Origin of the sequence: Geobacillus sp. FSL K6-0789 (genome assembly GCF_038593135.1) — a bacterium.
Lineage (GTDB): Bacteria > Bacillota > Bacilli > Bacillales > Anoxybacillaceae > Geobacillus > Geobacillus stearothermophilus.
This window is the reverse complement of the sequence record NZ_CP151966.1, coordinates 150,243-162,756: the sequence shown is the minus strand read 5'-3', so window position 1 is coordinate 162,756 and position 12,514 is coordinate 150,243. Positions and strand designations below refer to the sequence as shown.

7 protein-coding genes, 7 tRNA genes and 3 rRNA genes are annotated in these 12,514 nt (G+C 53.3%); 2 read left to right on the top strand and 15 right to left on the bottom strand.

Going from position 1 to position 12,514, the window contains the following annotated elements; all coding sequences use genetic code 11:
* Nucleotides 1–94: 94 nt before the first annotated feature.
* The 12 genes from rocF to NSQ51_RS00865 all read right to left on the bottom strand — a co-directional run bounded on the left by rocF (nt 95) and on the right by NSQ51_RS00865 (nt 7,658).
* The gene (rocF, locus tag NSQ51_RS00920) at nt 95–994 is read right to left on the bottom strand and encodes an arginase (protein WP_033016928.1); all 900 of its coding nucleotides are present in this window, start codon (nt 992–994) and stop codon (nt 95–97) included.
* A gap of 139 nt (nt 995–1,133) precedes the next feature.
* Nucleotides 1,134–1,206: transfer RNA gene (locus tag NSQ51_RS00915), tRNA-Ala, on the bottom strand.
* A gap of 5 nt (nt 1,207–1,211) precedes the next feature.
* Nucleotides 1,212–1,283: transfer RNA gene (locus tag NSQ51_RS00910), tRNA-Gly, on the bottom strand.
* A 4-nt stretch (nt 1,284–1,287) separates the two neighbouring features.
* Nucleotides 1,288–1,363 (bottom strand) — tRNA-Lys (locus NSQ51_RS00905).
* A gap of 441 nt (nt 1,364–1,804) precedes the next feature.
* A tRNA-Gln gene (locus NSQ51_RS00900) sits at nt 1,805–1,879 on the bottom strand.
* Between the two features lie 107 nt (nt 1,880–1,986).
* A tRNA-Glu gene (locus NSQ51_RS00895) sits at nt 1,987–2,058 on the bottom strand.
* A gap of 9 nt (nt 2,059–2,067) precedes the next feature.
* Nucleotides 2,068–2,143, bottom strand: a tRNA-Thr gene (locus NSQ51_RS00890).
* 7 nt (nt 2,144–2,150) lie between these two features.
* Nucleotides 2,151–2,225, bottom strand: a tRNA-Asn gene (locus NSQ51_RS00885).
* Between the two features lie 158 nt (nt 2,226–2,383).
* Nucleotides 2,384–2,500 (bottom strand): 5S ribosomal RNA (gene rrf, locus NSQ51_RS00880).
* Nucleotides 2,501–2,778: 278 nt separating this feature from the next.
* Nucleotides 2,779–5,706 (bottom strand): 23S ribosomal RNA (locus tag NSQ51_RS00875).
* Entirely contained in the window at nt 5,701–5,829 is a 129-nt protein-coding gene (locus NSQ51_RS00870; protein ID WP_268760403.1) for a hypothetical protein, read from the bottom strand. Before NSQ51_RS00870 ends, NSQ51_RS00875 begins: the two co-directional genes overlap by 6 nt.
* A gap of 270 nt (nt 5,830–6,099) precedes the next feature.
* Nucleotides 6,100–7,658 (bottom strand): 16S ribosomal RNA (locus NSQ51_RS00865).
* Together the 16S, 23S and 5S rRNA genes with 7 tRNA genes alongside form the textbook arrangement of a ribosomal RNA operon.
* 502 nt (nt 7,659–8,160) lie before the next feature.
* Here NSQ51_RS00865 and pdaB point away from each other — a divergent pair.
* Entirely contained in the window at nt 8,161–8,916 is a 756-nt protein-coding gene (gene pdaB, locus NSQ51_RS00860; RefSeq protein ID WP_033008709.1) for a polysaccharide deacetylase family sporulation protein PdaB, read from the top strand.
* Between the two features lie 138 nt (nt 8,917–9,054).
* Here pdaB and NSQ51_RS00855 read toward each other — a convergent pair whose 3' ends face one another.
* Nucleotides 9,055–9,660: a KinB-signaling pathway activation protein gene (locus NSQ51_RS00855; protein WP_033017271.1), complete on the bottom strand. Its 606-nt coding sequence runs from the start codon at nt 9,658–9,660 to the stop codon at nt 9,055–9,057.
* Between the two features lie 149 nt (nt 9,661–9,809).
* Between NSQ51_RS00855 and gerD the strand changes: the two genes are divergently transcribed.
* Complete coding sequence (gene gerD / locus NSQ51_RS00850) at nt 9,810–10,397, top strand: spore germination lipoprotein GerD (protein WP_033017230.1); 588 nt, start codon at nt 9,810–9,812, stop codon at nt 10,395–10,397.
* Between the two features lie 123 nt (nt 10,398–10,520).
* Here the strand turns inward: gerD and NSQ51_RS00845 are convergent, their stop codons facing one another.
* Together NSQ51_RS00845 and cwlD are read right to left on the bottom strand one after the other, a co-directional pair.
* Nucleotides 10,521–11,537 carry an Mrp/NBP35 family ATP-binding protein gene (locus tag NSQ51_RS00845; protein WP_033017231.1) on the bottom strand — a complete coding sequence of 339 codons (1,017 nt, stop codon included), beginning with the start codon at nt 11,535–11,537 and terminating at the stop codon, nt 10,521–10,523.
* Nucleotides 11,538–11,787: 250 nt separating this feature from the next.
* Nucleotides 11,788–12,504, bottom strand: coding sequence for an N-acetylmuramoyl-L-alanine amidase CwlD (cwlD, locus tag NSQ51_RS00840; RefSeq protein ID WP_033017232.1), 717 nt, complete (start codon nt 12,502–12,504; stop codon nt 11,788–11,790).
* Nucleotides 12,505–12,514: the final 10 nt, after the last annotated feature.

The following is a 12,514-nucleotide window of genomic DNA, read 5'->3' as shown; positions in this document are numbered from 1 at the left end:
ACCAAACAAATGGCAGCCCCTCTTTCACAAACAGCGGGAACAAATCATCATCATATCCGTGAATCCCGCAACCAACCCTCTTTGCTCACATGCATTAAATGAGTTTTTCACCAAACAACGACCCCATCAGCGCTACAGCCACTGATGCTGTTTTGTTCCGCTCATCCAAGATCGGGTTCACTTCGACAAATTCCGCTGAAGTGATGATTTGTGCTTCGGCCAGCATCTCCATCGCCAAATGGCTTTCGCGGTATGTCAATCCTCCAATGACAGGCGTTCCGACTCCCGGTGCGTCGCTTGGGTCAAGGCCATCCAAGTCAAGCGACAAATGAACGCCATCCGTTCGTTCTTTTAAATAGGTGATCGTTTCTTCCATCACCCTTGTCATTCCGAGCCGATCAACCTCATGCATCGTGTAAATTTTGATTCCTTTTTCGCGAATAAACTTCTTCTCCCCTTCATCAAGGGAACGGACGCCGATCAACACGGCATGTTCCGGCTTGATTTTGGGGCTGTATCCGCCGATTTGCGTCAGCGCCGGATGGCCAAACCCGAGGCTCGCCGCCAGCGGCATGCCATGAATGTTTCCAGACGGCGACGTTTCCTCGGTGTTGACGTCGCCGTGCGCGTCATACCAGATCACTCCAAGCCGCTCATAATGTTTCGCCACCCCGGCAAGCGTGCCAATGGCGATGCTATGGTCGCCGCCCAGCACAAGTGGGAAGCGCCCCCGCTGAACGACTTGGTCAACCGCCGCCGCGAGTTTCTCATTCGCCTCCGCAACCGCTTTCAAATTGCGCAACCATGAATCTCCTTGCTCGTGCAACCGATCTGCTTTCCCAATTGGAATATCTCCCAAATCTTCAATATCGTAATGAAGACGTTCCAGACGTTCGATGATGCCTGCATAACGCATTGCGCTCGGCCCCATATCAACGCCGCGGCGTGTCTGCCCTAAATCCATCGGAACCCCGATAATTGAAATTGGCTTCATGCTGTCTCCCACTCCTTTCGTTACGTCTTTATTGTAGAGGAAAGAAAGGGGATGACTCAACTTGACAAAATTTTGAATATTTATACCGATATAACAAAAAAAGCAGACTGCTTGACAACCACAAGCAGTCTGCTCTTGATGGAGCCTATCGGGATCGAACCGATGACCTCCTGCGTGCAAAGCAGGCGCTCTCCCAGCTGAGCTAAGGCCCCGCCCAAGCGGAAGACGGGACTCGAACCCGCGACCCCCACCTTGGCAAGGTGATGTTCTACCACTGAACTACTTCCGCGCTATGGTGAGCCATGGAGGACTCGAACCTCCGACCCTCTGATTAAAAGTCAGATGCTCTACCTACTGAGCTAATGGCTCATAGTGAAGTATACACTCACAGTGAACGATGTCCCTTCCTCTGCTAGCATATTCGAAGATGCACGATGCGTCGGGACAACTCGAAGCAAATTCGAAGATGCTTCGCTCGTTGCTCTACCAACTGAGCTAATGGCTCATGGTTAGGATAACACTCTAAGCTTCATTTCACTCTACCTGCCCCTTCCTCTACAAGCTTATTCGAAGAAGTCAAGTGCGTCGGGGCAACTCGAAGCCAACTCGATGATGCAACGCTCGTTGCTCTACCTACTGAGCTAATGGCTCATGGGTTCAATAACACTCCCGAGACAACGATGTCCCTTCCTCTACTAGCATATTCGAAGATGTCAGATGCGTCGGGACAACTCGAAGCAAATTCGAAGATGCAACGCTCGTTGCTGAACGAATGACCCATAGCATGTAAATTTTATGTACAAAAAATAATGGCTGGGCTAGCTGGATTCGAACCAGCGCATCACGGAGTCAAAGTCCGTTGCCTTACCGCTTGGCTATAGCCCAACGCTGTGAAACGATTCGATATCCGGTAATTATTATGTCACTGTTGCAATGTGGCTATACATTTTCAAATCAACCGCCCTTCGAAGGACGGTTGATTTGAACGAAAGTGACCCGTACGGGATTCGAACCCGTGTTACCGCCGTGAAAGGGCGGTGTCTTAACCACTTGACCAACGGGCCAGTGAGAAATGGAGCTTCCAACCGGGCTCGAACCGGTGACCTCTTCCTTACCATGGAAGTGCTCTACCTACTGAGCTATGGAAGCATAAAAATGGCTCCGCAAGTAGGATTCGAACCTACGACCTACCGGTTAACAGCCGGTTGCTCTACCGCTGAGCTATTGCGGAATGATGAATAAACTATATGTCATGCGCATCTTCTCAATGTGCTTGTTGCCTCTTCCTCTGCCAGCCAATTCATAAGGAGTCGGATACGTCGGGACAACTCAAAGTAAATTCAACGATGCTAAAGCTCGTCGCTGAGCTATTGCGAAGTGAATAACATTGCCTAGCAGCGACCTACTCTTGCAGGGGCGCTGGCCCCAACTACCATCGGCGCTGGAGGGCTTAACTTCCGTGTTCGGGATGGGAACGGGTGTTTCCCCTCCGCTATCACCACTAGGCAATGGATGATCGATTTGCTTTAGACAATAATTATTATATCCACCCTGCTTTATTTGTCAACAGGAAGTTCATTCCTTCAAAACTAGATAACCGTTTCGGGAAGAAGCCGGGACGCTTTCACTTTTCATTGTCTAGCTCCGGCTCGCCGCCGCTTTTCGCTGTCTAGTTCCGGCCGCCATCGGCTCGCGACGCTTCGGTCCTGCTGCGGCGGGCTAAGCCCGCTCGCAGGCCCTCCAGCGCGCCTCGCCGATAAGCAGGCGGCCTCCACTTTTCTTGTTAGGTTAAGCCCTCGATCGATTAGTATCCGTCAGCTCCACGTGTCGCCACGCTTCCACCTCGGACCTATCGACCTCGTCATCTTCGAGGGATCTTACCCGCCTGACGCGGTGGGAAATCTCATCTTGAGGGGGGCTTCACGCTTAGATGCTTTCAGCGCTTATCCCGTCCGCACATAGCTACCCAGCGGTGCCCCTGGCGGGACAACTGGTACACCAGCGGTGCGTCCATCCCGGTCCTCTCGTACTAAGGACAGCTCCTCTCAAATTTCCTGCGCCCGCGACGGATAGGGACCGAACTGTCTCACGACGTTCTGAACCCAGCTCGCGTACCGCTTTAATGGGCGAACAGCCCAACCCTTGGGACCGACTACAGCCCCAGGATGCGATGAGCCGACATCGAGGTGCCAAACCTCCCCGTCGATGTGGACTCTTGGGGGAGATCAGCCTGTTATCCCCGGGGTAGCTTTTATCCGTTGAGCGATGGCCCTTCCATGCGGAACCACCGGATCACTAAGCCCGACTTTCGTCCCTGCTCGACCTGTCCGTCTCGCAGTCAAGCTCCCTTGTGCCTTTGCACTCTCCGAATGATTTCCAACCATTCTGAGGGAACCTTTGGGCGCCTCCGTTACCTTTTGGGAGGCGACCGCCCCAGTCAAACTGCCCGCCTGACACTGTCTCCCACCCCGCTAAGGGGTGCGGGTTAGAATTTCAATATCGCCAGGGTGGTATCCCACCGCCGCCTCCACCGAAGCTGGCGCTCCGGCTTCCCAGGCTCCCACCTATCCTGTACAAGCGATACCAAAATTCCATATCAGGCTGCAGTAAAGCTCCACGGGGTCTTTCCGTCCTGTCGCGGGTAACCTGCATCTTCACAGGTAGTATAATTTCACCGGGTCTCTCGTTGAGACAGCGCCCAAGTCGTTACACCTTTCGTGCGGGTCGGAACTTACCCGACAAGGAATTTCGCTACCTTAGGACCGTTATAGTTACGGCCGCCGTTTACTGGGGCTTCGGTTCGCACCTTCGCTTCCGCTAAGCGCTCCCCTTAACCTTCCAGCACCGGGCAGGTGTCAGCCCCTATACGTCGCCTTTCGGCTTCGCAGAGACCTGTGTTTTTGATAAACAGTCGCTTGGGCCTTTTCACTGCGGCTCGTTCGGGCTCTTCACCCAAACGAGCACCCCTTCTCCCGAAGTTACGGGGTCATTTTGCCGAGTTCCTTAACGAGAGTTCTCCCGCGCGCCTTAGGATTCTCTCCTCGCCTACCTGTGTCGGTTTGCGGTACGGGCACCTCTTCCCTCGCTAGAGGCTTTTCTTGGCAGTGTGAAATCGGGGACTTCCGGATGACTCCGTCGCCATCACCGCTTGGCCTTACAATCCGCGGATTTGCCTACGGATCAGCCTTGCGGCTTGGACAGGCTCTTCCAGCCGCCTGCTCGCCCTATCCTCCTGCGTCCCCCCATCGCTCAAACGGGAAGGAGGTGGTACAGGAATCTCAACCTGTTGTCCATCACCTACGCCTTTCGGCCTCGGCTTAGGTCCCGACTAACCCTGAGCGGACGAACCTTCCTCAGGAACCCTTAGGCTTTCGGCGCAGAGGATTCTCACCTCTGTTTTCGCTACTCATACCGGCATTCTCACTTCTAAGCGCTCCACCAGTCCTTCCGGTCTGGCTTCAACGCCCTTAGAACGCTCCCCTACCGATGACCAACGGTCATCCCGCAGCTTCGGCGGCACGTTTAGCCCCGGTACATTTTCGGCGCAGAGTCACTCGACCAGTGAGCTATTACGCACTCTTTAAATGGTGGCTGCTTCTAAGCCAACATCCTGGTTGTCTTTGCAACTCCACATCCTTTTCCACTGAACGTGCACTTTGGGGCCTTAGCTGGCGATCTGGGCTGTTTCCCTCTCGACCACGGATCTTATCACTCGCAGTCTGACTCCCGGGCATAAGTCGTTGGCATTCGGAGTTTGACTGGGTTCGGTAACCCGATGAGGGCCCCTAGCCCAATCAGTGCTCTACCTCCAACACTCTCCATCCCGAGGCTAGCCCTAAAGCTATTTCGGGGAGAACCAGCTATCTCCAAGTTCGATTGGCATTTCACCCCTACCCACACCTCATCCCCGCACTTTTCAACGTGCGTGGGTTCGGGCCTCCAGCCGGTGTTACCCGGCCTTCACCCTGGACATGGGTAGATCACCTGGTTTCGGGTCGACGACGACGTACTTTTCGCCCTGTTCAGACTCGCTTTCGCTGCGGCTCCGCCTCTTCGGCTTAACCTCGCACGCCATCGTCACTCGCCGGTTCATTCTACAAAAGGCACGCCATCACGCATGAACGCGCTCTGACTACTTGTAGGCACACGGTTTCAGGTTCTCTTTCACTCCCCTTCCGGGGTGCTTTTCACCTTTCCCTCACGGTACTGGTGCACTATCGGTCACTAGGGAGTATTTAGCCTTGGGAGATGGTCCTCCCTGCTTCCGACGGGATTTCCCGTGTCCCGCCGTACTCAGGATCCGCTCGGGAGGGAACGAAGTTTCGACTACAGGGCTGTCACCTTCTCTGGCCGGCCGTTCCAGACCGGTTCGTCTACCCCGTTCCTTTCTCACTCCCACAATGAGCGGTCCTACAACCCCAAGAGGCACGCCTCTTGGTTTGGGCTGTTCCCGTTTCGCTCGCCGCTACTCAGGGAATCGCGTTTGCTTTCTTCTCCTCCGGGTACTAAGATGTTTCAGTTCCCCGGGTGTGCCCTCCATGCCCTATGGATTCAGGCATGGATACTGCCCCATTACGGACAGTGGGTTCCCCCATTCGGACATCTCCGGATCAACGCTTGCTTACAGCTCCCCGGAGCGTTTCGGCGTTTGCCCCGTCCTTCATCGGCTCCTAGTGCCAAGGCATCCACCGTGCGCCCTTTCTAGCTTAACCTACAGCGCTCTCGGCTTCTTCCTTATTGTCTAGCGTCGGCTCGCCGCCGCTCGGGGTCAAATAACCTTCGCCTTCCGGGTGCAAGCACCCTTGCAGGCGAAGAACATTTGCCCATCGCGGCAACCCGCGAGCCTCCGCTTTTCCGGTTATCTAGTTTTCAAGGAACGATTTTTGTCATTGAGAGAACATGACTCGTTCCCTCAAAACTGAACGAAACGAAAGCGCTGTGTATCGACAGTTGGCCATTGCGGCCTCCACTTTTCGTCTTGTCTAGCTCCAGCGCCTGGCTCTCTTCTGCCAAATAACCTTCCCCCTCGGGGTGCCAGCACCCCTCCGGGTGAAGAACATTTGGCTTCGAGAGCCGAACGCGGCGCTTCCGCTTTTCGTCCTTAGAAAGGAGGTGATCCAGCCGCACCTTCCGGTACGGCTACCTTGTTACGACTTCACCCCAATCACTTGCCCCACCTTCGGCGGCTGGCTCCCTTGCGGGTTACCTCACCGACTTCGGGTGTTGCAAGCTCTCGTGGTGTGACGGGCGGTGTGTACAAGGCCCGGGAACGTATTCACCGCGGCATGCTGATCCGCGATTACTAGCGATTCCGGCTTCATGCAGGCGAGTTGCAGCCTGCAATCCGAACTGAGAGCGGCTTTTTGGGATTCGCTCCCCCTCGCGGGTTCGCAGCCCTTTGTACCGCCCATTGTAGCACGTGTGTAGCCCAGGTCATAAGGGGCATGATGATTTGACGTCATCCCCACCTTCCTCCGACTTGTCGCCGGCAGTCCCTCTAGAGTGCCCAACCGAATGCTGGCAACTAGAGGCGAGGGTTGCGCTCGTTGCGGGACTTAACCCAACATCTCACGACACGAGCTGACGACAACCATGCACCACCTGTCACCCTGTCCCCCCGAAGGGGGAACGCCCAATCTCTTGGGTTGTCAGGGGATGTCAAGACCTGGTAAGGTTCTTCGCGTTGCTTCGAATTAAACCACATGCTCCACCGCTTGTGCGGGCCCCCGTCAATTCCTTTGAGTTTCAGCCTTGCGGCCGTACTCCCCAGGCGGAGTGCTTATCGCGTTAGCTGCAGCACTAAAGGGTGTGACCCCTCTAACACTTAGCACTCATCGTTTACGGCGTGGACTACCAGGGTATCTAATCCTGTTTGCTCCCCACGCTTTCGCGCCTCAGCGTCAGGTGCAGGCCAGAGAGCCGCCTTCGCCACTGGTGTTCCTCCACATCTCTACGCATTTCACCGCTACACGTGGAATTCCGCTCTCCTCTCCTGCCCTCAAGTCCCCCAGTTTCCAATGACCCTCCACGGTTGAGCCGTGGGCTTTCACATCAGACTTAAGAGACCGCCTGCGCGCGCTTTACGCCCAATAATTCCGGACAACGCTCGCCCCCTACGTATTACCGCGGCTGCTGGCACGTAGTTAGCCGGGGCTTTCTCGTGAGGTACCGTCACCGCGCCGCCCTCTTCGAACGGCGCTCCTTCGTCCCTCACAACAGAGCTTTACGACCCGAAGGCCTTCTTCGCTCACGCGGCGTCGCTCCGTCAGGCTTTCGCCCATTGCGGAAGATTCCCTACTGCTGCCTCCCGTAGGAGTCTGGGCCGTGTCTCAGTCCCAGTGTGGCCGGTCACCCTCTCAGGCCGGCTACGCATCGTCGCCTTGGTGAGCCGTTACCTCACCAACTAGCTAATGCGCCGCGGGCCCATCCGCAAGTGACAGCCCAAAGGCCGCCTTTCAACCGAAGACCATGCGGTCTTCGGTGTTATCCGGTATTAGCTCCGGTTTCCCGGAGTTATCCCGGTCTTGCGGGCAGGTTGCCCACGTGTTACTCACCCGTCCGCCGCTGACCGAATCAAGGCAAGCCCCAATCCGGTCCGCTCGACTTGCATGTATTAGGCACGCCGCCAGCGTTCGTCCTGAGCCAGGATCAAACTCTCCAAAGAAAGTTGATTGGCTTTTGCTTCGGCCCATGCGGACCTCCGCTTTTCGTATTGTCCAGCTTCGGTCCGCCGCCGCTCGGGGTCAAATAACCTTCGCCTTCCGGGTGCAAGCACCCTTGCAGGCGAAGAACATTTGACCATCGCGGCGACCCGCGGACCTCCGCTTTTCGTCGCGCTTCGTTTCGTTCAGTTTTCAAGGAACGCTGTAAATTTCCCTTTGTAAACAGCTCTTTTATATTATCATAACACTTTTTTGATGTCAACCACTTTTTTGCTTCGCTGTTGCCAAGCTGCTTTTCCGAACAGCGACGTTTAAAAATATACCACTTTACCTCCAAAAATGCAAGATAATATTTTTAGGAAGTTTGCGGATCCCAATCCATGTTTATCCCCACCCCCGCTTTTACCTCCTCTGGCGCCAAGGAGTGGCAATTATGTTTCATAACTGCCATAGACCGCCGCATAAGATGTACATAGGACAACTGTTTAGGGAGGGATGGAAGCCATGTTTTACGCACTAAATGGGCGGACATTGAAAAAAGCTCTCATTATTATTTGTTCTGCTTTTTTCACTGCGGTCATCCTATACGCTTATGAAATGAACCGACCCGTGTTTTCGCTTTCCTCTGGGCCTAAGGCCGTGTACAAGGTGGACAATGACCGCGATGAGGTGGCATTGACGTTTGACATTAGCTGGGGGGATGAGAACGCGGAAAAAATTTTGGACGTATTGAAGCAACACGGGATTAAAAACGCAACCTTTTTTTTATCAGCCTCATGGGCTGAACGCCATCCGTCCGTCGTAAAGCGGATCAAAGAGGAAGGGCATGAAATCGGCAGCATGGGGTATAATTTTGTCAATTATGCAGAACTCGAGAACGCTAAAATCCGCCAAGATTTAATGATGGCGGAGAAAGTGTTCGACATGTTAGGTGTGAAAAACGTCGAGTTGCTGCGCCCCCCGGGAGGGAATTTTAACAAAAAGGTGCTAAAACTTGCGGAGTCTCTCGGCTATACGGTTGTGCATTGGAGCGTTGACTCGAAGGACTGGCTGAATCCCGGCACAGAGCAAATTGTCGCCAACGTTACAAGCGATTTGGAGCCGGGCGATATTGTGCTCCTTCACGCGTCCGACTCGGCCAAACAAACGGCAAAGGCGCTGCCGAAAATTATTGCAGCCATGAAAGAAAACGGCTATAAAAACGCCAGCCTCTCTGAGCTGCTGGCCAACGGTGAAGCAGAAAGCAAAGGGATCGACTAAAAAGGGCGGGAGGCGGGTTTTCGCCTAAAAGCCGCCAGCCTTCCCTCAAGACTTTAGCATGGCCGTTGCAGTTGGATGATATCCTGATCATGTTTCCTTTTAGAATGAGCGGCCCGACAAAAAAGAACAGGCGGCGCTTTACGCGGACGATCCTGCGCCGCCTGTCAATTTATGCAGTATAAGAAGTTGATATGCATTGCATACTAATAACGGAATCAGCATCAAATATAACCAGTCTCGGTCATTGATGCGCAAAACGGGAAACCATTCAATCACCGTTACCACGACCATAAAGAACAGCGCCGGGACGAATGCCCCTTTGTTCGTCTGCGCGCTTTTTATGTAGGCAACGGCTAAGCCAACCGCCAAAATAAACAAGGCGGTCAATACATACGGGATGATCGAATCGCCTTTATCCGCAAACACCATGTAGCGGAAATAGACTAGATCGAACAGCACGAATATGATCAAAACAAGCTGGACAGCGTTCCAGAGGGAACGGAACATGCCAAGTCCGAACCGATGGACGGTCAAATAGGCAAAAAAGCCCGCCTGGCTGATGACGCTGAAAATAAAGCCGACGCCGACATGCCAAAGCAATACGGCAAGAAATTCAATGACCTCGAAACGTACAAGGAGATGTCCAAACTCTTTCCAATTCAAAACTATCCCGACGGCTGCTGTCGCGATTCCGCCGATCAGCAGCGTGGTCAAAAATAAACGCACCCATTTGCGGCTGTTCACAGCTTCATCCTCCATCGTTTCAGCATAACCCGCTTACCATTTTACCAGCGCCCTTGTGAAAAAGCCAGCTCCGATCTTCCCCATGTATATTTTTTTCGCCAACATTCATATTAAGGGTGAGGGATTTTTGCAGAAAGGAGCTCACTTTCATGAACAAATGCCTACCGCTCCTCTTGCTCAGTTTTCTCGTTCTTGGTTCCTGTGCCCCTCAAGAAACCAGCCCCCCTCCCCCGGATTATGACGAAACGAAAAAGATGGTTGTTGACATTTTAAAAACCGACGAGGGGAAAAAGGCGATTCAAGATATTATGTCGGAAGATCAGATGAAGCAGCAACTAGTCATAGATCAAAAAGCTGTAAAAGAAACGCTGCAACAAATGCTGACATCCGATCAAGGAAAAAAGTTCTGGGAAAGTGCGTTAAAAGACCCGAAATTCGCTGAAAGTTTTGCCAAAGGGCTGCAAGCAGAACATGAAAAAATGATGAAGGCGCTCATGAAAGATCCCGATTACCAGGCGCTGATGATCGATATTTTAAAAGATCCAGAAATGGAAAAAGCCATGGTCGATGTCTTAAAAAGCAAAGAGTTCCGCCAGCATTTGCAAAAGGTGATCACGGAAACGTTGAACAGCCCGCTGTATCAGGCGAAAATTCAAGATATGTTGATGAAAGCAGCTGAAAAGGTTCAGCAAGGCGGAGAAAAACAAGAAGAAGGCGAAGGGGAAGGGGGAGAGTGAGAAGAAAGCACCGGCAACCAACAAGGCGGAGGAGATTAATCAAGCAAAAAGCGTCCGTGCGCTGAAAACCGCCAACGCTCTAATCGGCGGTTTCTCGCCATCGGACGCTTTTTGTGAAACCGATTAATATTTTGCAACGATTTTGCGGGCGATATCCATATAAATTTTCCCGATCGGATGATCTTCTGCGTAAACGGACGGAGCGAAGTCGTCGTCGTTCCAATCCGGCTGCTGAAGCGGCAGCTGCCCTAACAGCTCGGTTTGCAGCTCTTTGGCCAGCTTTTCTCCGCCACCCTTGCCGAAGACATACTCCCGCTCTCCTGTTTTCCGGCTCTCGTAGTACGACATATTTTCGATCACGCCGATAATTTCATGTTCGGTGCGCAGCGCCATTGCCCCAGCGCGGGCAGCGACAAACGCGGCGGTCGGGTGCGGAGTGGTGACGATAATTTCTTTGCATGACGGCAAAAGCGTGTGCACGTCTAACGCGACATCGCCGGTGCCTGGAGGCAAGTCGAGCAGCAAGTAATCCAAGTCACCCCACTCAACTTCTTTGAAGAAGTTGTTCAGCATTTTTCCAAGCATCGGGCCGCGCCAAATGACCGGAGCATTGCCCTCGACGAAAAAGGCCATCGAAATGACTTTCACCCCAAACCGCTCGACGGGGATGATTTTATCGCCCCGCACTGTCGGACGCTGAGTAATTCCCATCATGTCTGGAACGCTAAACCCATAAATATCGGCGTCGATCAACCCGACTTTTTTGCCAAGCCGGGCGAGCGCGACCGCTAAGTTGACGGAAACCGTTGATTTTCCGACGCCGCCCTTGCCGCTGGCGATGGCGATATACGTCGTTTTTTGTGGATTGTCGCTGTATTTCTCAACCACTTCGCGCGGCAGTTCGGCAAACCGCAAGCCGACGGATGCAGCGCCAGCCTCTTTCAGCTGCTGGACGATCGCCGTTTGCACGCGCAGTTGGTCAGGCGTGCCGGTTTTGGCAAGCGCGATCTTTACGCTGACATGGTTTTTCTCTTCCTTAATTTTAACTTCTTGAATGGCGTTTGTTTCCTTAAAGGTCTTGTTTAAAAACGGGTCTTTCATATTTTCAAGAACGGCTCGCACTTCGTTTTCCGTCAGCATCGTATTCACCAACCCTTTTTCAAATCAATAGTTCCCTTATATATTTACTATACCATAAACCGCCAGATGGCTTCCATTTCGGCCCCCTGCCTGTCCCGGCTTTTCGACATTCGTTACATTGAGTGTTCTTTTCAGATGTATGAATGGCGATGGCGCGCTTTTGGACGGGGGAGAACGGTTCTCTCGCCTTGGCCGTTCTTCCCCGCTTGGAAGCAGGGCCTTTCCCGCTTCGGGACGATAAAAAACCTCGCTATTCACGAGGGGTAGGTTCGTTCGAAAAGTAACGCAGCACTCCTTTGTAAATCGAGGCGGCGAGTTTCGTCTGGTAATGGTCAGAGGCGAGCAGCTCCCGCTCGTCCGGATTCGATAAAAATCCAACTTCAACGAGCGCTCCGGGCTTTTTGGCATGCTTTAGCAAATAAACGGTATCAATCATTTTCGCTACCCGGTGGGTGTTTTCCAAGTTGCGCCGCAACTCGGCTTGGATGAATTTGGCGAGCCGCTCGTTTTCGATGAGCGAGCCGTAATAAAACGTCTGTGCCCCCCGCCAGTGCGGGGATGGAATGGCATTGAGGTGAATGCTGATAAACAAATCCGCATCGGAATGGTTAATGAATGATGTTCGTTCGTGCAAATCTTCCGTTTTCCGCCGGCTGTAGCCGCGCGTGGACGGGCTGGCCAAATCGCGGTCTGTCTCCCGCGTCATCAGAACGAGCGCTCCTTGTTGCTGCAAGTAGTCCCGCAATTTTTTCGCGACGTTGAGCGCGATTTCTTTTTCCAGCACCTCGCCGCCGACCGCCCCGCCATCCGGCCCGCCATGGCCGGGGTCTAGGACGATAATTCGCCCGGACAATGGGAGATTCCACGGTTTTGTTGAGGTCAGATCAGAAAATAAAGACGGAAATAACAAAATTCCCGCAATGGCAGCCGCGGTAAAGGCGACAAGCCACTTCCATTTTTCTTTCATCGTTTCTCCT

Bases quoted from the DNA above. Each gene is read 5' to 3' on its own strand.
- rocF (WP_033016928.1), bottom strand. From the start codon at position 994: ATGAAGCCAATTTCAATTATCGGGGTTCCGATGGATTTAGGGCAGACA.
- pdaB (WP_033008709.1), top strand. From the start codon at position 8,161: ATGTTTTACGCACTAAATGGGCGGACATTGAAAAAAGCTCTCATTATT.
- gerD (WP_033017230.1), top strand. From the start codon at position 9,810: ATGAACAAATGCCTACCGCTCCTCTTGCTCAGTTTTCTCGTTCTTGGT.
- NSQ51_RS00845 (WP_033017231.1), bottom strand. From the start codon at position 11,537: ATGCTGACGGAAAACGAAGTGCGAGCCGTTCTTGAAAATATGAAAGAC.
- cwlD (WP_033017232.1), bottom strand. From the start codon at position 12,504: ATGAAAGAAAAATGGAAGTGGCTTGTCGCCTTTACCGCGGCTGCCATT.